The organism is Butyrivibrio proteoclasticus P6B7, assembly GCF_000622085.1.
Classification (GTDB): domain Bacteria; phylum Bacillota; class Clostridia; order Lachnospirales; family Lachnospiraceae; genus Butyrivibrio; species Butyrivibrio proteoclasticus_A.
Map to the genome: position 1 here is coordinate 73,736 of NZ_JHWL01000003.1, position 20,888 is coordinate 94,623.

Annotated in this window: 21 protein-coding genes; 6 read left to right on the forward strand and 15 right to left on the reverse strand. The window is 40.6% G+C overall.

Translation table 11 applies throughout. The features are described from left to right. Nucleotides 1-10: 10 nt before the first annotated feature. A complete protein-coding gene (locus T541_RS0103550) occupies nt 11-463 on the forward strand; it encodes a Fur family transcriptional regulator (RefSeq protein WP_051538072.1) in 453 nt (150 codons plus the stop codon). Nucleotides 464-571: 108 nt separating this feature from the next. Here the strand turns inward: T541_RS0103550 and T541_RS0103555 are convergent, their stop codons facing one another. The 3 genes from T541_RS0103555 to T541_RS18725 form a co-directional block, all read right to left on the reverse strand. Further along, nucleotides 572-877: a hypothetical protein gene (locus T541_RS0103555; protein WP_051538073.1), complete on the reverse strand. Its 306-nt coding sequence runs from the start codon at nt 875-877 to the stop codon at nt 572-574. Nucleotides 878-1,053: 176 nt separating this feature from the next. Further along, entirely contained in the window at nt 1,054-1,752 is a 699-nt protein-coding gene (locus T541_RS0103560) for a hypothetical protein (protein WP_026651383.1), read from the reverse strand. A gap of 40 nt (nt 1,753-1,792) precedes the next feature. Then, on the reverse strand, nt 1,793-2,983 hold the full coding sequence (locus T541_RS18725) for a DUF3810 domain-containing protein (protein WP_051538074.1): 1,191 nt from the start codon (nt 2,981-2,983) through the stop codon (nt 1,793-1,795). Nucleotides 2,984-3,152: 169 nt separating this feature from the next. Here T541_RS18725 and T541_RS0103570 point away from each other — a divergent pair, with 169 nt between their 5' ends. After that, nucleotides 3,153-3,830: a response regulator transcription factor gene (locus T541_RS0103570; RefSeq protein WP_026651384.1), complete on the forward strand. Its 678-nt coding sequence runs from the start codon at nt 3,153-3,155 to the stop codon at nt 3,828-3,830. An 11-nt stretch (nt 3,831-3,841) separates the two neighbouring features. Then, nucleotides 3,842-5,155: a sensor histidine kinase gene (locus T541_RS18730; RefSeq protein ID WP_051538075.1), complete on the forward strand. Its 1,314-nt coding sequence runs from the start codon at nt 3,842-3,844 to the stop codon at nt 5,153-5,155. Nucleotides 5,156-5,214: 59 nt separating this feature from the next. Here the strand turns inward: T541_RS18730 and T541_RS0103580 are convergent, their stop codons facing one another. Together T541_RS0103580 and T541_RS0103585 are read right to left on the reverse strand one after the other, a co-directional pair. Continuing rightward, the gene (locus T541_RS0103580) at nt 5,215-5,901 is read right to left on the reverse strand and encodes a DUF4956 domain-containing protein (RefSeq protein ID WP_026651385.1); all 687 of its coding nucleotides are present in this window, start codon (nt 5,899-5,901) and stop codon (nt 5,215-5,217) included. 42 nt (nt 5,902-5,943) lie between these two features. Further along, the gene (locus T541_RS0103585) at nt 5,944-6,726 is read right to left on the reverse strand and encodes a polyphosphate polymerase domain-containing protein (protein WP_026651387.1); all 783 of its coding nucleotides are present in this window, start codon (nt 6,724-6,726) and stop codon (nt 5,944-5,946) included. Nucleotides 6,727-6,955: 229 nt separating this feature from the next. Between T541_RS0103585 and T541_RS0103590 the strand changes: the two genes are divergently transcribed. Further along, on the forward strand, nt 6,956-7,444 hold the full coding sequence (locus T541_RS0103590) for a hypothetical protein (RefSeq protein ID WP_026651388.1): 489 nt from the start codon (nt 6,956-6,958) through the stop codon (nt 7,442-7,444). On the opposite strand, the gene T541_RS0103595 is transcribed toward T541_RS0103590, so the two are convergent. The 5 genes from T541_RS0103595 to T541_RS0103615 form a co-directional block, all read right to left on the reverse strand. Then, nucleotides 7,422-8,831 (reverse strand): O-antigen ligase family protein, encoded by a 1,410-nt coding sequence (locus T541_RS0103595; protein WP_026651389.1) that lies wholly within the window; start codon nt 8,829-8,831, stop codon nt 7,422-7,424. The two genes, T541_RS0103590 and T541_RS0103595, sit on opposite strands and share 23 nt — an antisense overlap. Continuing rightward, entirely contained in the window at nt 8,819-9,553 is a 735-nt protein-coding gene (locus T541_RS18735) for an RluA family pseudouridine synthase (RefSeq protein ID WP_034465933.1), read from the reverse strand. The genes T541_RS0103595 and T541_RS18735 overlap by 13 nt, the downstream gene beginning before the upstream one ends. Before the next feature lie 74 nt (nt 9,554-9,627). Next, nucleotides 9,628-10,317, reverse strand: a complete 690-nt coding sequence (locus T541_RS0103605; protein WP_026651390.1) for a response regulator transcription factor — start codon at nt 10,315-10,317, stop codon at nt 9,628-9,630. Nucleotides 10,318-10,334: 17 nt separating this feature from the next. Continuing rightward, the gene (locus T541_RS0103610; protein WP_026651391.1) at nt 10,335-11,852 is read right to left on the reverse strand and encodes a sensor histidine kinase; all 1,518 of its coding nucleotides are present in this window, start codon (nt 11,850-11,852) and stop codon (nt 10,335-10,337) included. A gap of 40 nt (nt 11,853-11,892) precedes the next feature. Continuing rightward, entirely contained in the window at nt 11,893-12,831 is a 939-nt protein-coding gene (locus T541_RS0103615; protein ID WP_026651392.1) for a glycoside hydrolase family 43 protein, read from the reverse strand. A gap of 207 nt (nt 12,832-13,038) precedes the next feature. Here T541_RS0103615 and T541_RS0103620 point away from each other — a divergent pair, with 207 nt between their 5' ends. Then, a complete protein-coding gene (locus T541_RS0103620) occupies nt 13,039-14,619 on the forward strand; it encodes a glucose-6-phosphate isomerase (protein WP_026651393.1) in 1,581 nt (526 codons plus the stop codon). Between the two features lie 74 nt (nt 14,620-14,693). Here T541_RS0103620 and T541_RS0103625 read toward each other — a convergent pair whose 3' ends face one another. The 4 genes from T541_RS0103625 to T541_RS0103640 all read right to left on the reverse strand — a co-directional run bounded on the left by T541_RS0103625 (nt 14,694) and on the right by T541_RS0103640 (nt 19,057). Then, entirely contained in the window at nt 14,694-16,946 is a 2,253-nt protein-coding gene (locus T541_RS0103625) for a TraX family protein (protein WP_026651394.1), read from the reverse strand. After that, entirely contained in the window at nt 16,943-17,638 is a 696-nt protein-coding gene (locus T541_RS0103630) for a 5'-methylthioadenosine/adenosylhomocysteine nucleosidase (RefSeq protein ID WP_026651395.1), read from the reverse strand. The genes T541_RS0103625 and T541_RS0103630 overlap by 4 nt, the downstream gene beginning before the upstream one ends. A gap of 66 nt (nt 17,639-17,704) precedes the next feature. Further along, on the reverse strand, nt 17,705-18,184 hold the full coding sequence (locus T541_RS0103635) for an S-ribosylhomocysteine lyase (RefSeq protein ID WP_026651396.1): 480 nt from the start codon (nt 18,182-18,184) through the stop codon (nt 17,705-17,707). 3 nt (nt 18,185-18,187) lie between these two features. Further along, nucleotides 18,188-19,057, reverse strand: coding sequence for a MurR/RpiR family transcriptional regulator (locus T541_RS0103640; RefSeq protein ID WP_026651397.1), 870 nt, complete (start codon nt 19,055-19,057; stop codon nt 18,188-18,190). Nucleotides 19,058-19,275: 218 nt separating this feature from the next. On the opposite strand from T541_RS0103640, the gene T541_RS0103645 reads away from it, so the two are divergent. After that, nucleotides 19,276-19,815 (forward strand): NADH peroxidase, encoded by a 540-nt coding sequence (locus T541_RS0103645; RefSeq protein WP_026651398.1) that lies wholly within the window; start codon nt 19,276-19,278, stop codon nt 19,813-19,815. Between the two features lie 78 nt (nt 19,816-19,893). Here the strand turns inward: T541_RS0103645 and T541_RS18740 are convergent, their stop codons facing one another. Next, nucleotides 19,894-20,871 (reverse strand): alpha/beta fold hydrolase, encoded by a 978-nt coding sequence (locus tag T541_RS18740; protein ID WP_051538076.1) that lies wholly within the window; start codon nt 20,869-20,871, stop codon nt 19,894-19,896. Between the last annotated feature and the right edge of the window lie 17 nt (nt 20,872-20,888).

A 20,888-nucleotide genomic window follows, 5' to 3' on the forward strand; every position in this document is an offset into this window, starting at 1 on the left:
GGAGGTTGTTATGATTTGTAAGATACATGCTCACTCTTATGATGAACTTGATGATATATTTCCTGATAGCATTAAAAAGACCCATCAACGACTCGATATCCTCAGGATCTTATATCACAGCAAGACACCTTTATCTGCTGCAGAGATATATGAAAAGCTCAACTCTGAGCACAAAGATAATGGATATGCTTTTTCTACTATATATAGAAGCTTATCAGCATTTGAAAAAGCTGGAACAATAGTTAAGACAGTTCTTACAACTGAAGATAATGCTGTATATGAATATAGAAATGAGACCCACAAGCACTACGCTGTTTGCCTTAAGTGTCATAAAAAGATACCTATTAGCACATGCCCGATGCACGACATTATAGATGAACTGGCAAAGTCGATTCCCGGCTTTAAAGTTACTGGACATCAAATGGAACTTACAGGGTATTGTGAGAATTGCTCAAAACAATAAAAAATACCAATAAGAAAGGCCCACGGATAAATCCGTGAGCCTTTTTATGTACCGACTAAAGCAATTGATTATTATCTAGTTACTACTTGATGTAAAAATCTAATTGAATTAGTTGTTTGATGAAGCCTCAGCAGCTGCGTCCTCAGATGAAGCCTCAGCAGCAGCATCCTCAGATGAAGCCTCAGCAGCAGCATCCTCATCCTCAGATGAAGCCTCTGCAGCAGCGTCCTCAGATGATGCCTCTACAGCAGCATCCTCAGATGAAGCCTCGTCAGCAGCCTCTACAGAAACTTCTACAGAAGCCTCTACAGATGTCTCCTCAACAGCGTTGTCTGCCTTTGCCTCGCCGCAACCAGCAAGAACTGCAGCTGAAAGTGTTAAAACTGAAAGTAATGTTACGATATTCTTCTTCATAATATTTAATTCTCCTCTTCTGTTTATACTTTGCAATTATATTGCAAGCCAATTGCTTCAGTACAAAGAAAGATTATATACTGTGAAAATTAAATTGTCATGAATGAAGATGTTCATTTTATCTTAATATTTTTTTAATATTTTGTGCACATTTCACAAAAATGAGCACTTTTTTATCAGTTTGTGGTGTATCCACCGACCACAACACTACCTGTTCCTTCTGCTTTGTCGTACTTAAATTCCAGGGATGCTCCACTGTCTGCAAGGCCAGAAAGGCTCTCACATGGCAATGTGTAGGTTGTATTATTCTCATCTTTTATCTGGAATTCCCACTCTGTACTGTCAGAATATACATCCAGGGAAATACCCATCAGAGTATAGCCAGCTTCCAATGTCACTCCATCACCCAGGATATTCTCAGAATAGGTATCTCTGGTAATGTCATGAAGAATGATCTCAGTTATATTCATTCCTGTACTGTTGATGATATAGCTTCCAAGGCCCACATTCTTGGCAGCCTCCTCTTTCTGAGAGGTTTCCGCCTGATAAGTACCATCAAGAGTAGTCTTCATACTCTGATACTTTTCTGTAAGCTCAGTAATAGTAGGAAGAATCTCGTCGATCTTTTTGTCACTTAATTTGGTGAAATCCATGGCCTCGATCTTGGCTTCCTCCTCAGCCAGTGCATCCAACTGATCTTTCATTGAAGAATCGGTAATATCAAGATACACCTCTTCTGCAGAAGCCTTGGCCTGAATTAAAAGATTTCTTGCAGTCTCTGCCTCGCTAAGCTTTTCATCTGATGGTCCGCAGGCTACAAGAACCACTGTAAGAAACATGATTAATGATGCAATAATAGTTTTTGTCTTTTTCATAGTATTCTCCTTGTCACACAAGAAGATTATACACTAATAATCACTGTGTCATAACAAGGAATTCCGCATTACAAGGATTTTCTACTCCACTATAGTAATAATCCATGATCAGACCTACAACCTGACAGTAGCTGACGCTTCCTGAAAGAACTCCGTTCATCTTTAGTGTAGAATCTACATATTTAGCTGCTGCCTTTTTTACAGTTGCAGTTTTGATGATAGCTTTTTCTTCTATATGAATCCAATTCTCCTTGGTCACAAACTGGTTATCATACTTAACTCTGTCACAGATCTTAACGTGGGAATTATAGATATCTTTTTCCACAGCATTATAGAAATCATTGTTGATGTAGTTGAGCACACCAAGATAGCCACTGTACTGGAAAACCACATCATCAGAATTAATGCAGGCCAGGAACGCAAGGTAATTAGCCTCGTCCTCATATATAAATCCCTTTGTATGGGCAAGCTCATGGCACATGGTAAATGGCTTATTCATGATAGACATCATGTCATTGTAGTTAGCTTCCATAGAGAATGGGAAATAATACCCCTGCATATACTGCTGACACATAAAGTCTGAGAAGTACAGCGCCTTAGGAGTTGTGTAGAATCCGCTAAGCCTTGGAAAGTCTTCTGAAAGAACCTTCATAGCCTCAACAGCTGTGGCAGCCATGTCCCCCTCGTAAACAACATTTCCATCCTCGTCGTGTGGAACCTTTGCAGAAAGAGAATTGCACTTTTTTACTACATAATCCCTAAGATCTGCGAGCTGCTGAAGATCATAATCATCGCTGCTATCCTGAAGCTCTTTAATAGAAGAGCAGTGATAGATAATGAAGCAGTTAAGTGTCATGATGAGCATAGTGGCTGTCAAAAGAACTGGTGTAAACCTGTAAAGACTGTCAGAAATCTTATCAAAAACCTTCTTGGCTCTGAGCATTCCTCTGCCAGCAGGCTTCTTGATCTTGAAATACAGTAAAAAGATTGAATGAACAAAGATGAAAGTTACCGTGAACGCCACAAAAAGGACAAGTGCAACCAACAACCATTCTCCAACAGAAAATGGGATCACACTGTTAATCCTTGAAAGAATACTTGTCACATATGGAAAGATATTATTGGCATAAAAGTCAGAAAAGGCCGCACTTTTCCATGCGGTCACATTAAGAATAATGCAGATAGCCAAGACTGCAATAATAGGAATAAATCCTCTTTTCCCTCTCTTCATAAAACATCCACCCCAAAACGTTTATGTATAAATGATTTTATCCCATAAATATGTACTGGAAATGACTAAAACTGCGGGAAATTGTTCATAATTTGTACACATATTAATTCTCTTGAAACCCGCTGCTGTGGTAGAATTAATGTATTATAAACGGAAGGTGAGAACGCCCATGAGATTATTATTAGCAGATGATGAAAAAGAGCTGTCTAATGCACTGGTAGCGATATTAAAGCACAGCAACTATACTGTTGACGCCGTATACACCGGAACAGACGCCTTAGACTATGCTCTTACAGGCGAATACGACGGCATCATTCTGGACATTATGATGCCTGGCATGGAAGGAACCGAAGTATTAAAAAAGATTAGAGAAAGGGGCCTATCCACACCAGTTCTTTTCCTTACTGCCAAAACTGAGGTGGAAGACAGAATTAAGGGCCTTGATCTTGGCGCCGATGATTATCTTCCAAAGCCCTTTGACATGGGAGAACTCCTTGCCAGAGTCAGAGCTATGCTTAGAAGGAAAGAAGACTTTGCTCCAACTAACCTTTCCTGCGGAAATCTTACTTTGGACAGGGCCGGTTATGAGTTATCAACACCTGGCCATGAAAAGATTCGCCTGGCAGGAAGAGAATTCCAGATGATGGAGATGCTGATGACATCCCCAGGAAGAATTGTTTCTGTCGACACCTTTATGGACCGTATCTGGGCCGATGGAGAGGCGGACATCAACGTAGTATGGGTGTACATTTCAAATCTTAGGAAAAAGCTTGCTTCACTGGAAGCAACCTGTGAAATAAGAGCTTCAAGAGGAGTTGGCTATTCTATTTCTGAAACACAAAAATAAGGAGCATCATAATGGTCAATAAACTCAGGAAAAAATTCATTTTGACTTCTATGCTGGCACTTCTGGTCATTCTATTAGTAATGATCGGAGTCATTAATCTTGCCAATCTGCACCATATGATATCGGATGCCGATAATCTCCTAACCATGCTGTCTGATAATGATGGCAACTTCCCAGGGATGATAGACTTTAATGGCGGCCCTGACCCAAACGTTCCTCCTGATAAGAACCAGCAGAGCAACCCATTTCAGCTGGACAGACTCTACAACATCCGGTCTGCGGAGATGCCCTTTCAGTCCCGCTATTTCTGGGTGAAATATAATCCGCTTAGCAATACTACCATTGTAAATATAGAACATACCGCCACTGTAACTGAAGAGACTGCCCTTAGCTACGCAGATGAAGTACTTGCTACTTCCAAGAAGGACAGAGGCTTTTATCACAACTACAGATATAGGATAAATGGCTGGGATAACGGAACTGCTCTCGTGATCTTCACTGATATGAGTACCCCTATCCTCAACGCGCTTACGCTCCTTCTTCAGACTGTCCTTATCGGAATGTGTGCCCTGGTTGCCATGTTCATCCTAGTCTTTCTGTTCTCCGGAAAGGCTGTGGCTCCCGTTGTTGAATCCCTTGAAAAGCAAAAGAGATTTATCACCGACGCAGGCCATGAACTAAAGACTCCACTGGCAGTAATCTCCGCAAACGTAGATGTCCTTGAGTTGGAATCCGGAAAAAGCGAATGGACAGACAGTATAAGAAATCAGACAAAGCGCATGAACGGCCTTGTCAAAAACCTTCTGACCCTGTCCAGAATGGACGAAGAGAGAATGCACGTTGTCTTTTCTGACTTTGATCTAAGCGCGACAATTAAGGAAACCGCCAGCTCCTTCGAGGCTCTCGCCACGTCAAAAGAGCTAAAATATCAAATGGACATCGAAGATGGAATCCACATTACTGGAGATAAAAATTCCATCAATCAGCTTGAATCGCTGCTTTTGGATAACGCCACAAAGTATTGTTCTGAAAAAGGAAGCATCCATGTAATCCTTTCAAGTAGCAAATACATTACCTTTGAAGTATCAAACACCTGCGATTCTATTCCATCTGGTAATCTAGACAGACTATTCGACCGTTTCTACCGGGCAGACTCTTCTAGAGCCCGCGAAACTGGTGGCTACGGCATAGGTCTTTCCGTTGCCAGAGCAATTGCCAACTCCCATGGCGGCTCAATAGAGGCCCTTCGAGACGGCGACAAGATTATAAGATTCGTAGTAACACTACCCAAGCTACTGCCTAAAAGCTTAACGAAGAACTCGTAATACCTTGGCAAAACAAAAAGGGTGCTAACATTGTTAGCACCCGTCCTCATAGCCACTTATCACAGCTCTTCACTCTTCATGGCAACTGGTCTTGAGCAGCTGATCTCAAGATTTCCGTTGCGCTGACGCATCTCATCGATCATACCCTTTGTGGAAGCCTTCTCCCTCATGATCACACTGTAGTTGAGCTTGTAAAGGCTACCCATTCCCGATGTCTTAACCTCAATGAGCTCAGCCCTTGATGTGTACTTCTCGAAAATGTCATCGAATATCCCTTCAAAATCAAGCCCCTCTGGAATAGTGATCTTAACAGATCTCTCTTCATTCTTGCTGTCTCCAAAAGAACTGTTATTAAGGATATAATTAGCTGCTGTGATAATAACTGCAAAGATTGCCGCAATGACCACATATCCCATTCCAGTTGCAAGGCCTACTGCCATAGCAAGGAAGATACTTGTGATCTCTTTTCCTGATCCAGGTGCAGAGCGGAATCTAACCAGTGAGAACGCACCTGCCACAGCGACACCGGCGCCGATGTTACCATTGACCAGCATGATAACCATCTGAACTACCGCTGGTAAAAGAGCTAAAGTAATAATGTAGCTCTTTGAATAGCTATTCTTAAGTGTATACATAAAGGCGATAAATAAGCCGATTACAAGGGAACAAATTGTTGCTACAAGAAATGATGTTACTGTAATATCACCGCTGCTCAGAATTGAGCCAAAAATTAAATCTGTTGTCATCGTGATCTCCTTTCACAAGCCAAATATGGCTTAAACACTCCTTTAAACTGCCCTACGAAATAGTGTGATCTTGGAATCATCCTCTTCTTTATTATTTGGAACAATTCCCTTCATAGCCATTTCATTGGTCTGTCCATACATATATTCAACATAGCCTCTTCCATACTTAGAAAAAGAAGTTTGCCTGATGTTAAGTTCATCTAAGATTCTGGCAAGTTCAATTGACATTGCCCCCGCGATTTTAAGCTCCATCAGGACCTGGCCGGGAAGAAGAATATCTTTTCCCACATTACCCATGGAAAGACTCAGATTGTTGGTTCTCCATCTGATATTCTTATCGAAGGTAATTCTAAGCTCTGGATCCGTAACTCCTGCCATGGCTATTCGGTCATAAGAAATCGCCATTGCCGGTTTAAGTCCCTTGTAATACTGCTTGAAGTAATCTATCTCTTGGGAGATCTGAGATTTGTTATTTAGCTCTTTGTCATGTACAAGGTAATCTATGGCGTCTTTATATGGCATTGAAATCCTTCTCTTATATACAACGCCTTTATACTTCTTCTTGATCTCGATAAATGCATTAGTGTCGTCACTGGCGACGCCATAGGTTCGAAGCCTTAGCTTTTCCTTGTACACCGGCTTTTCAAGGGATCTTTCGATAAGCTTAAAATCCGGGGTGTCAAAATATATATTTAAGATGGATGTCTCGCCATAGCTGTCAACGGCTGCCATTCCTTCAAGTCTCTTTCTCAGCCCAGCGTATTGCGTTTCATCCAACAGATATTTCACTTCGATTCTCTGAAAAACATCTTTAAATCCTGCCATTTTTTACTCGCTTTCTTTGAACAACTCTTTATCTGATGATGCCATTCTAAATGGGCTACCTAAAAATTACTTAAAACGAAATAAGGAATTATTATTTTTGTGAAAAAAGTTCTAAAAAGCCGATTGTTACGCCATTTTTTGGCTGGTTTATGTTATAATATTTTCATGCTACTAAGTTCCACATGTTTGTTTTATCGATCAAAAATCTTAATTCATCTTGGAGGGGCCTATGTATAAAAAAGGAGATAAAGTAATTATTCTAGACTACAACAACAAGCCATTAATTCCGCAGGTTGTGGCTGAGATTGAGGATGTCTGCGGTCCTGACAGAGTACGACTTCATCTACCGGATAATGCATGTTGCCTTGAATTCACAGATCGCTTTGAGAAAATCGATGAAAAGACTTACGACGAGTACTTACATGCTGTAAGAACACGTGAAAAAGAGCTGCCAGTTGACCTGCAGCTCGATATAAGAAAGTTCGCCACCAAGCACCCACGTAGAAGAAAAGATGAAATCCTGCACATGTTCAATCAGGATAAGCGCTATGTCTCTACAATAAATGCCTACATGGGACGAGTTCGTATGTATGGTAAAGAAAACATCAACGAGAGATTTCTTTATGAATATAAGGAAGCTCTTTATGGAATCATCAAGACCAGAACCTTCTTCCACGAACTTGATAACGATATTCCTATTCCTGACGTTGACCTCTAAGGCCTAATCCCATCAGGATATAGACATATGGAAGATTAAGAACCGTGTTAAAAGAGATCATTCCATAGATTAAATACGTTACTACAGGGAGCACATAGATTAAGTCTATGTGTTCCTTTTTTGATGTGTAAAAGAATGAACCAAAGAAAACGGCATAGGCTATGACGCCCAGGATTCCCTTCTCGATCAGTGCTGTAAGAACAATGCTATGGGCATTAGTCAGCATATTGTTGCCAAAGACATTTAAAAGAGAAGTGCTAAAAACAGGATCGCTGTATCCGTAACTACTAAAGCAGTCCTGGCCAACTCCCACAACTCTCTCCCAATTTGAAAGAGATAAATACATATCCCCAGAGATTCTGTAAATAATACCTCTTCCATTTCCAAAATCATCAGTAAAATTAGCGACTATGAGTACAAGACCTGCCAGTGCACCCAGCGTCACGGCAATAATACAGACCTTCTTAACCAGTTTTTCTTTATACTCATGCTTTATTTCCTCCAGCAATCTGACAACTCGGTACAAGAAGAAGATAAGAGCAAGTATCACAAGACCAACATGGTATCTTGCAAGCACAAGGCTGTAATTATCCTCGTAGTTGTAGGAGCTTCCCATGAAACGAAGCATAACTTCAAAGATCAAAAGAGCTATTCCAAGAAATGAAAATCCCAGAAGAAAGCTCTTTAATCCATCTCTGGTCTCGATAAGCCTAAGCAGAAGTACAACATATGCTCCTGCCACTATGAGATAGGCTCCATTACTGCCCTGAGACACAATGGCAAGTAGCCCTGCTATAGTATAGATTGCAAGCAATATCCTGATAACTATAGATTTTTCTTTTTCATGGATAAAAAGAGCTAGCCCTAAAGGCACAAATACTGACAGAAATCCAGAGTACCAGTCGATATTTCCAAGAGTTGAAAGAAATGACGGATTCTGGCCATAAATCTTTATAGGATAGATGCTGAATCTATTTAATATCCCAAGAACGAAACAGAGCATTGGCGCAGATAAAGCTGCTGCCACCACATATCTATTAATGAGAATTTTTCCCCCGTAGAAATAATAGCAGGATATTATCAGGATAATTACTGTTAAAAATCCTGTTCTCCAACCAGGAAGTCCCCAAAAGCTTCTTTGAATATCCGCAGAAAAAGCTATCGATGCCACGTTGGCTAATAGAATAAAAAGAACAGCATAAGAAAAGCCATCTTTTCTAAACTTACGTTTAGCACACAGATGAATAAGTGCAAGAACAGCAAAAACACCTCCAATAATAAGAAAGGCAACTCCCTTGGCTTCTCCAAGCTCGCCATAGCCATTCTTCATATATAGAGGTAATAAAAGACATAATAATAACAGGTACAGCACGCTTATATACTGCATTCCAGCATCTCCAATATTTTCTCATTAGAAGGAGTGATTTTAAATTCCACCTTCTTTTTGGTGGAAGGATGTTTAAAGCCGAATCTGTAGCAGATAAGGCTCACATTCTTAATTCCAAGCTGCTTGGACAGTTCTATTGAGGCCTCTGATCCGTACTTAGAATCCCCAAGAATAGGATGTCCAAGGTATGAGAGCTGAACCCTGATCTGATGGAATCTTCCGGTTCCAAGCTTGATTTCCAAAAGGGAACAACCATCCTTTTCAGCAATGACTTTATAATCAAGTTCCGCCTTCTTAGCCTCGCTGATAATGGCCTGGTTCTTTTCATCAGGAGAAAGCACTGCTGCCGTATTATCTTCTTTTCTTCTTGTAAGGAGGTTGGATAGATGCCCCTCCTTCTGATCAAGAATCCCCATGCAAAGGGCATAATAATACTTATCTGTAGTCCTGTTCTTAATCTGGGCAGCTATGTCAGTGGCAGCCTTTTTGGTCTTAGCCATTACAAGAACGCCCTCAACAGGCTGATCAAGCCTATGAACTGTGGCAACATAAGGAGCAGCAGCTCTTTTACCATTCTCTGAACGATTACTTCTCGCAAGGTAGTTCCTGACTTCACTTACAAGGTCAGTTCGTCCAACTCTGGCCCCTTCTGTGGCAATTCCTGCCTTCTTGTGGCAGACGATTATGTCATTGTCTTCATATATAATAAAATCTTTATTCATCAATCTTTCCAATAAAAAAGAAAGCTAACTCCGCTTTCTTTTTTAGTATTTGTTGTATTTACAAATGTTCAATATCAAACCTTGAAGCGATAGCCTACGCCCCAGATAGTCTCGATGTACTGAGGGTTTGAAGTATCGTATTCGATCTTCTCACGGATCTTTTTGATATGAACTGTTACAGTTGCGATATCGCCAATGGAATCCATGTTCCAGATCTTGCGGAAAAGCTCTTCCTTTGTAAATACGTGGTTAGGATTCTCAGCAAGGAAGGTAAGAAGATCAAACTCCTTAGTTGTGAAGCTCTTTTCCTCATCATCAACATAGACTCTTCTTGCTGTCTTATCAATCTTAAGACCACGGATCTCTACAAAGTCATTATTCTCATGGCCAGAACCCACAAGTCTTGAATATCTTGCCATATGAGCCTTTACTCTGGCAACAAGCTCTGATGGGCTAAATGGTTTAGTAATATAGTCGTCAGCACCAAGACCAAGGCCTCTGATCTTATCAATATCATCCTTCTTAGCTGATACCATAAGAATTGGCACATCTTTCTTTTCTCTGATGTGCTTACAAACCTCAAATCCATCCATTCCAGGGAGCATCAGATCAAGGATCACAAGATCAAAATCCTCGGCAAGCGCCGTCTGAAGTCCTGCATCGCCTGTGTTCTCGATCTTCACTTCAAAATCACTAAGTTCAAGATAATCCTTCTCGAGATCAGCAATAGCCTCTTCATCCTCAACAATAAGTATTCTGCTCATACACGTTGTTCCCTTTCTTAGTTGTTCTGTACATGTTCGACAGTGACTGTTTCTGAATTATCTGCATACTCTACATATTTCCTCAATACGAAGTGCATGCACGTTCCTTCTCCCTCATGGCTGGTAGCCCATATGTATCCGCCATGATCTTCAATAATCTTTTTGACGATGGATAGTCCGATGCCGCTTCCGCCCTGCTTGGAGTTTCGGGAAGCATCTGTCCTATAGAATCTGTCAAAAATATTAGGTATATCTTTTTGAGCAATTCCTTTTCCGTTGTCCTCAAGCTCTACACGGATGGAATCGATCTCATCAAGAATCCTTATGTCGATCTGCCCTGATCCGTCATCTCTTTCCAGATACTTGACGCTGTTGCTGACCACGTTGTTGATAACCCTCTTAATCTGCTCAGGATCTGCAACAATCTGCGTGTCAGGCGTTGTCAGGTTGGAATAATTGAGCTTTACTGACTTACTTTCAAGGTCTGCTCCAATTTCCTCAATACAGTCTCTAAAATAATCTGCAACGTTTAACTTGATAAAGTTATATGGAATACGGTTATTATCAATGCTGGAATACAATGTAAGCTCATTGATAAGGTTGTTCATGTCATTAGCCTTACTGTTAATGATCTTAATGTATTTCATCTGCTTCTCAGGATTGTCTGCGACACCCTCGAGAAGACCCTGTGAATAACCCTTTATTGCTGTGATAGGTGTTTTAAGATCGTGGGAGATGTTACTAATAAGCTCTTTGTTCTGCTTTTCTCTTAAGATCTTTTCCTCGGCTGATTCCTTTAGCCTTAGTCTCATATCCTCATAGTTGCGGTACATAGCTCCTATCTCGCCCTTTTCCTTGACGTCTGTAGGAAGCATATAATCGAAATTGCCGTCCTTGATGTACTGCATCGCAACGTTTAATTCATCTATTGGTCTAAAGAAGCTTCTTCCTATCCAGGTGGTAAGAAGTCCACTGGTTAAAAGAAGTATCAAAAAGATTGCTATTCCCATGTAAATAACAAGGGAGGTGGTAAGTTCTGTTCTGATTCCAGAAATGAAATACAAAACTCCCGGGCTTCCATCGGAGAAATCAAAGTCCATCTGCCTTACCAAAAACTTGGACTCTGTATAGTAAACTCCGTGAATTCCCATGCCATATCCAGGGAGCTCATTTATAACCGCATCAACCTTCTCGGTACTGGCGGAATAATAAATGCCATCCCCTTTTGTAACTATAATATAGGAATATCTGGAAGAAATCTCGTTGTCAATTTCTTGTAAAAAAGATCTATCCTCAAGAATATACGGACTTATGGTCCTACTAAGGAGTATCTCTTTTTCAAGTTCTCCGGTCATCTCCGCAAAAGTACCACTGGGATCTGAGACCATATTATAATCAACCATTGTACTGCCATCGGGAACCTGTTGCTGATAAGCTAGATAGCGCCCCACTGCAAGGTATGCTCCGATAGCCAAAACAACTGGGATTAGAACAATTGCCAACGAAGTAATTAAGAGTTTCGTACGGAATCGCATAATTACCCCCTAAGCCTTATTTAAAGTATACCATAAAATCCTACTTATTGGGATAGTTGTCCTTTATTCTATTATATTCTTTATCGGAAATTTGTATAACTGTTCCATGTTTAAATCCATATGGAAAGCTGAATTCCTTGTCAGAGCGTACAAATCTACCTGTGGAGATATCTTTTGCCACAAATGGAACGTAGCCCTGCTTCTCCTTTTCACAGCCGTAGAAATCAAGCATAAGACAATAGCTGCCGTCTGGAAGCTTGTAGCAGGTTGGCGCCTCGTACTGGCCATCCTCCAGCTTATTCATTTCCTCGTCAAAGGCAGGCATTCTCTCGTATTCTCCAGTTAATGAAGTGCCTCTTTCAAGAATGATGTGGGCTGGATTGAAGTCACTCTTTGTAAATCTGTAGTAATAGCCATCTTCGTATACGATATTGGAATCAATTATTCCGGTATCACACTTCTTACAAAGAAGCTTTGGCTCTGAAAAAGTAACAAAATCCTTAGTCTTTACGTAGTAGATAGCCATTTCGTTCTGAGAATCGTAAGGATATCTTGAAGAGAAGTGAACCATGTAATCCTGCTCGTCCTCATCGTAGATAATATCTGGGGCCCAGGCACAACCGTAGTTGTCATCTACTACCTTGATCAGCTTCTGATCTGACCAGTGGATAAGATCCTCTGATTCCCACATGGAAAGGCATTTGCTTCCCTGTCTGTTTACTGTGTTCCAGTCCTTGTGGTACTTTGGCTCGAAGTTACTGGCGATGCACAGATCTGTTGCCAGAATGACAAAAGAGCCATCTTTTCTTCTGATGATCGTGTGGTCTCTAACGCCCTTTTCACCTAAGGTACTCTCTAAAATAGGGTCTGAATTGTTGACCATCTCCCAGTTAAATCCGTCTTTGGAGACTCCAAAATAAACCTGCTCTCCGTCAGGGGTGAACTTTTCCTTGAAATGTACAAATAAATATGCGCTCATAGTCCCTCCAAAACTCATAGTTCTTTTTACCAAATATACCACACCAGATGGGTGTTGACAGTGGTAAAGACTGCACAATTACATAACTTTTTTGCTAAATTTTTATAGTTCTTTGCTTGATATAGGAAAATAACTTTGATACACTTTATTGCGGATGGCGGAATACGTTTTCCACTTTGTTTTTACACATATAGGAGGAATCATAGGATGATTAATTGGAATAACCTTGACACTCTCAAATCATTTGAAGAGCTCAAAAACGTTAATAAGATTGACTTAGTTAAAGCTATGTCTGGCGAAAGCGGTGCTGAAAGAGTAAAGAAGTACTCAGTTCCTATGGCAGCTGGTCTTAATTACAACTACGCAGCTAAGGAAATTGATGACAGTATTCTTAGTGCTCTTGATAAGCTTGCTAAGGAAGCTCAGCTTACAGAGAAGTTTGAAGCTCTTTACAATGGAGAAGTTATCAATACAGGTGAAAAGCGTATGGTTCTTCACCAGCTTACAAGAGGTCAGCTTGGAGATAAGGTAATGGCTGACGGTGTTGATAAGCGCGAGTTTTATATAAATGAACAGAACAGAATCGCTGATTTTGCTAACAAAGTTCACTCAGGTGAGATTGCAAACGCAAAGGGCGAGAAGTTCACAACAGTAGTTCAGATTGGTATCGGTGGATCAGACCTTGGTCCTAGAGCTATGTATCTTGCTCTTGAGAACTGGGCTAAGAAGAATGGCACATTCAAGATGGAAGCTAAGTTCATCTCTAACGTAGATCCAGATGATGCTTCTGCAGTTCTTAATTCAGTAGATGTTGCTCATTCAATCTTTATCCTTGTATCTAAGTCAGGTACAACACTTGAGACACTTACTAATCAGTCATTCGTAATGGATGCACTTAAGAAGGCTGGTCTTGATCCTGCTAAGCACATGATCGCAGTTACTTCAGAGACATCTCCTCTTGCTAAGAGCGATGATTTCATTGAAGCTTTCTATATGGACGACTATATCGGTGGTCGTTATTCATCAACATCAGGCGTTGGTGGAGCAGTTCTTTCACTTGCATTTGGTCCTGATGTATTCGCTAGATTCTTAAACGGCGCAGCAGAAGAGGATAAGCTTTCTGCAAACGCTGATATGATGAAGAACCCTGCTATGCTTGATGCACTTATCGGTGTATATGAGAGAAACGTTCTTGGATACCCAAGCACAGCAGTTCTTCCTTACTCACAGGGACTTAGCCGTTTCCCAGCTCACTTACAGCAGCTTGATATGGAGTCAAACGGTAAGAGCGTTAACCGCTTCGCTGAGCCTATTAACTATGTAACTGGTCCTGTTATCTTTGGTGAGCCAGGCACAAATGGTCAGCACTCATTCTACCAGCTCCTTCACCAGGGAACAGACGTAATCCCAATGCAGTTCATTGGTTTCAAGAACTCACAGCTTGCTAACGACGTAGTTATCGAGAACAGCACAAGCCAGAAGAAGCTTTGCGCTAACGTAGCAGCTCAGATCGTTGCATTTGCTTGCGGTAAGAACGATGAGAACCCTAACAAGAACTTCAAGGGTGGTCGTCCTTCAAGCATTATCATCGGCGAAGAGCTTACACCAGAGTCACTTGGTGCTCTTCTTGCTCACTTCGAGAACAAGGTTATGTTCCAGGGATTTGTATGGAATGTAAACAGCTTTGACCAGGAAGGTGTTCAGCTTGGTAAGGTTCTTGCTAAGAAGGTTCTTGCTCACGAGACAGATGGTGCTCTTGCAGAGCTTAGTAAGCTCCTTGAGATCTGATAATCTTAGATTTCTGATTCAATAATAAAAGGCGTGAAAGGAAATAGTTCTTTTCACGCCTTATTTTTATTTTGTTATTCTTTATAGAACTCCACGGTCTTTTTGCCGTGTTCCTTAGCTACATAAAGAGCTTTATCAGCTTTGACATACAGGTCTTCGTAGCTTGGTCTTCCTGACTTATAGCTCTCATCTGTTATTTCAACTATTCCAAGAGATATTGATGTTACTCCTTCGCAGTTGATCTTGATAAGCTCCTGATCGAAGGCATTTATCTGTTTCTTTCCAAATTCAGTCAGCCAGTTCCTGTCGGCATTTCCTTCAATGAACATACAGAACTCATCGCCGCCGATTCGACCTGAATAAACTCTGTATTTCTTAACACTCTTTTCTGCATTCTTCATGATGGTTGAAAGAGAAACCAGGGCTGCGTCGCCTGTATTATGTCCAAATCTGTCGTTGACCTGTTTAAAGTTATCAAGGTCAACCATGATAAATGCGCCGCTTTTCTTCTCAGATAGGATACTGTTAACGGTATCCTCAAACCACCTTCTATTATAGATTCCTGTAAGGGAGTCTCTGTTAGCACTTTCCTCAACCTGATTAAGGTAATTGTAGTGCTCCGTAAGATCCAGAACCCACATGATCTGGCCTGTTATATGGTTTTGCTCGATCAAAGGCTCGACTCGTATTTCATAGGTATGACCGTCCATCTCAATGGATTTTTGTTTCTCCACAAATATCTCTTTTAACCTTGGAATAGAGTAGGCATCGTCGTATTTGCGGAAATCTCCAAATATGGATTTAACCCACTGGTTAAAGTACAGGATCCTATGGGTGGTATCAACTACAATAACGCCTTCATTTCCCTTATTCAGCGCATTTCCAAAGTCAAGACTTATAGAATCAAGATAGCTGTATTTAACAAGAGAGATTGTAACAAAAAGAGCTGCAAATGGGATTCCAAGGGCTGGGATCTCATAGCCGTTTGTCATATTTAATACCTTTATGAGGTAGGGAAGCCACATTACTATCATTGCGTATAGCAAAAATCTCAATCTCTTTTTATGGAGATTATTAGCAAACCTTGCGCTCTTAATGCCTATTCCAACACAGTACAGGCAGACAAAGGCGCTATAGGCCACGAATATATAAAAGGCAATGCCATATTCAACCACCTGCATTCGTGGAAAGCTCCCTGCATTATGGTTAATAGTCAGCGCTTTGTACATGAGGCCGTTCTTCTCATAAGTGAAGGTGCAGTACATTATGAAGATAGAAGTTATCATTTCAGCCGCATATATTATCGGCGAAATTCTTGTATGGCACAGCTCCTGCATACTATAGGTTATGAAAAAGAAAATCAGACACTCGGAAAAGAACTGTAATTTGGTAGCTGTGTATACGCCTGCAACCTCACTGGTGGTAATCTCTAGCAAGAATCCAAAAATATACATGATAGAGAAAATCAAAAAGCATGCCACGGCGTTTTGCGCTCTTGATGGATTGATGGTCAGTACATAACCCAGCAGAATGATAGCAATAAACAGCGCCACCACATGGGCCATTATGTAGATAGTCTGGGCATTAGGTGTTCCAATGAGATACTTGATGGCAGTTAGCACCAGGAAATGCGCAGGGTAGAAGGCGTAAAAGAAATACTGGGAAAAGACAGTTTTCTTTTCACCAAGCTGACCGTTGTAGAAATACAACGGAATAAGCGCAAGGATAAAGCCAAGAAGATATAACCTCTCAGGAACAGTCCAGTTGTATTTTGAGAAATGATACTGCTGATTGAGAATTATTGTTATTATCAGGGTCACTTCCATGATAATTGTGGTTATCACGAACCCTTTAGCCTTAGCCTTAAAGTCTTTTCCATAATAAAACACCAGAACATAGACGATAGGCATAACAACCCAGCCACCAATTACCATTGAGATACATATTAAAAGTGCAATGCCTATTACCTTGGTACCCTTTGGAAGTGTCTTGTGATCCACAATATAAAGGGCTAAAAGAGCTAGTAGCAGATCAAAAATAATATTCTGCCTAAAGTCGTATTCTTCATGGAAGAATACGTAGAAGGGCAGGATAGAAATTATGGCAAAGGATGCCATTCTTGAGATATAGTTCTTTAGGTCAGAGGTGTGGCGATAGCCCTCAGCAATAAAAAAGCACATAATTGGGATAGTAAGCCTCCCAAAAATGTGCATTATCTGACCAAGCGGCGACATGAAATCAACAAATCCCCACGCTGTGTGGTCAACAACCATTGCTATGATTGCTAATATTTTTAAATCTCTTCTACTAAGACCTTTTTCATTCATAAGCTCTTTAATAATTCAAGAGTAGCCGCTGCACAGTCTCTGGCTGCCTTTGCTTCAAACTCTGGATAATCCATAATTTCGCTACCATCAGCCTTATCAGAAATAGCACGGATAATAAGAAATGGAACGTTGTTAAGGAAGCTTGCCTGAGCAATTCCGCATCCTTCCATTTCACAACACATACCCCCAAAATCCTTGACTATAGCATCCTTTACAGCCTTATCGCAGATAAACTGATCTCCGCTGCAAACTCTTCCTTCAAATACTCCTACATCTGGAACGGCCTTGTTAATTGCGGCCTTTGCCTTTTCTCTAAGTGATGCATCTGCTGTAAATGCGGCTGTTCCAAGCTGTGGAACTTCACCCTTCTTATATCCGAATACAGTTGCATCAACATCATGATAGCATGCATCTGTAGAAAGAACTATATCTCCAATGTTGATCTTGGCATCGAGAGATCCTGCTGCTCCTGTATTGATAACGTGGGTAACACCAAAAGTATCAACAAGAATCTGCACGCAGATTCCAGCATTAACCTTACAGATACCGCTTCTAACAACAACTACTTCTGTATTTCCAATAGTTCCTTCAAAGAATTCCATAGAAGCTTTCTTTACTGTATTCTTAATGGTCATGTTGCTCTTAAGAGTCTCGACCTCAACTTCCATAGCTCCAATAATTCCAATTTTCATGTCTGATACTCCTTTTCAGTGCAAAATATTTGCACATATCATAGTGACATGTGCAAATTGAAATGATCATTCTGGATAAACAAGATGCTTGTCATCAATGTTATAAAGAGTATTATCGAGATATCTCTTTGCAAGGAAATTAGCCATTCCAAGATTCATATCAAGATAATTACCACAATCTCTTGCACTTGCACCTGGAACTTCGCCCTTAAAATCTCTGATGAACTCATACATTCTGGTAATAAGTGGAACAATATCCTTTGATGAAAGGTCTCCAGCAAGTACTACGTAGAATCCTGTTCTGCATCCCATTGGTCCAAAGTAAATTGTCCTGTCTTTGAATTCCTCGTCATTTCTAAGGAATGTTGCACCAAGGTGTTCCATTGTATGAACCTCTGCTGTGTTCATTACAGGCTCTTTATTAGGTGCTGTCATTCTAAGATCAAAGGTTGTAATTGTTTCAGCGCCAACCTTATCCTTTCTTGATACGTAAATACCTGGCTCAAGATCCAAATGATTAACTGTAAAACTAGCTATTTTCTCCACGGTTTAGTCCCTTCCTGTTTCATTAAATACTTCGTAGGAATCCTTAAGATACTTGTGTATCCTGCTGTAATCCCTGTTAGCAATTGCAGTATAGAGCGTATCTACCATGAAGAGCTGAGCAAATCTGGAACTTGTGATTCCACTCTTTTTATCAATCTCTGGAGATGTTGTAAATAAAACGTGATCACATCCTGTTGTAAGTGGATTGTTGCCAAGCTTAGTGATAGCAACTGTGGTGCCACCCTTTTCTTTTGCAATGTTGAAAATCTGCATTATCTCTTTATTCTTAGAGTTATCGCAGAAGAAAATAGCCACATCACTAGGACCTATCTGGGAACATGTCATCATGTTCATATGGTGATCGTGGTTAAATACAACATTGTAATGGATTCTGCAAAGCTTACAGTATAGATCGTAAGCAGCAAGGCTGGCAGTACCTACGCCAAATACCTGTATCTGCTTAGCATTTATTATCTTATTTACTACTTCATCAATTGTTCCGGCATCAAATAATCTGTATGTAGTCTGAATCGCCTGAACACTGGTAGCCCATATATTATCTACAATCGACTGTAGAGAAGTATACTCGTTAACGTCCTTAAATGCAATCTTTGGTCCACCTTTATCTGCTTGCTGAAGAGAAGTGTTAGCCTCTGAATAGTACGCATTCTTAAGGTCTTTTAGGCCATTATAACCAATCGCCTGAGCAAATCTTGTCCAGGCAGCCTGTGTAGTTCCGGATTTATTAGCTAGTTCTTTTATCGGGTATTGGAACAGATCGTCTTTGTTTTTGAGAACATAATCAGCAACATTTCTTTCAGCAGTTGGCAGAGAATTATAGCAACTTTTAATCTTTTCACTGACAATATTCATGTGACGTAGCCTCCTAATACTACATATTTAGTATAACTTAGAAAAGCACAAAAAACGAAATAAATTTTCAAAAGTTTTTGAAAGTTATTATAAATTTTTTCTAAAAACGCCATAATTATCAGACTTTTATGGTATATTCAGTAGTAGGTAGATTCAATTCTATGCATATTTTTCAGTGCTAAAAGCACTTTGCGACATCGCAGAAAGGAGAATGACTTATGAAATGGGTATGTCAGGTTTGTGGTTATGTACATGAGGGAGATCAGCCACCTGAGGCTTGTCCTGTATGTAAGGCTCCTGCAGAGAAATTCACAAAGCAGGAAGGCGACAAGGTATGGGCTTGTGAGCATGTAGTTGGTGTAGCAAGTACTGCTCCTGAAGAAATCAAGAACGGTCTTCGCGAGATGTTCAATGGAGAATGCTCAGAGGTTGGTATGTATCTTGCAATGTCAAGAGTAGCTATCAGAGAGGGTTATCCAGAAATTGGCGCATTCTTTGAGAAGGCTGCCTGGGAAGAAGCTGAGCACGCTGCTCATTTTGCTGAGTTGCTTGGTGAGGTTATTACAGATTCTACTAAGAAGAATCTTGAACTCCGTGCTGATGCTGAATATGGCGCAACACAGGGAAGAGCAGATCTTGCTAAGAAGGCAAAAGCTCTTGATCTTGATGCAATCCATGACGCAGTACATGAGATTGGAAGAGATGAGGCTAGACATGGCAAGGCATTCCAGGGTCTCCTTGATAGATATTTCAAGTAATTAAACAGAGAAGGTTTATATTATATAAAAAGGGGCTGTGAAAAAATGAGAAATCATTTTTTCCAGCCCCAAATTGTATCACAGCTTAGAATCGCTATCCAATACCTCAAAGATTTCTTTGAAATACTTAATTCTGGATGTCTCGTCAGCGTTAAAGATTTCATGCCTGGACTCTGGGAATTCATGGATCTTAGTATCCGGCTTCTTTTCTTTAAACATATCGTAGCCAACAGGGTCTATCAGGTGATCCTGGCCGGCAGTGAAGATATCTACAGGAATCTTGATTCTGTCAATGTGTCTAAAAATATCTCTGTGAACTTTAAGACTGGCAAGGGCCCAACCAAAGGTTGCTCCGGTCATCTGATAGTGATCATCCTTTTTACGAAGGTTCAGCTGATAGTCGAAGCGTGGTTTTGATTTGGCGCTGCTGGTTTCAAATGGTGTCTCTGGATTAAAATGCTTTTGATTTGGTGCAAGAGATTTAGCTTTTCTAAACATGAAAACGTAGGCTCTCAGTGCAAATTCAGCAAAAGCATTTATGTTTCCAGCTTTCATCTTAAGCATAGGAGAGCTTAGTACTGCTGCCTTGAAGAATGCTGGATGCTTTTCCAGATAGTAGGTGGCTACTGCTCCGCCCATGGAGTGCGCAAATAGTAGCATAGTAAGATCACCGCTTTCTGGAATAACAACATCTTCCACAAAACAGTTAAGGTCTTCAACGTAGGTAGAATAGTCATCAATATAGATAAGATCTGGCTCTTTGCACTTACCCTCAGAATATCCGTGGCCCCTTTGCTCCATGAAAAAGACCTTGTAACCCGCCTGATATAAATACCAGATATATTCATGGTACTTACCAAAGAATTCACCCATGCCGTGAACGATGGTTATGCTGGCCTTTGGATTTTCAGGAGTAACTACGTAGTAGCTTAGCTTGGTACCATCAAAGCTTGATAAACTACCGCGAACCACTTCTGATTTGCGCCATTTTCTATTTTCTGTATCCATTACGGAGAGGAATTCATCCTCTCCCAGGAATTTAATTATATCTGTCATAAGTTTCCCCGATTTCT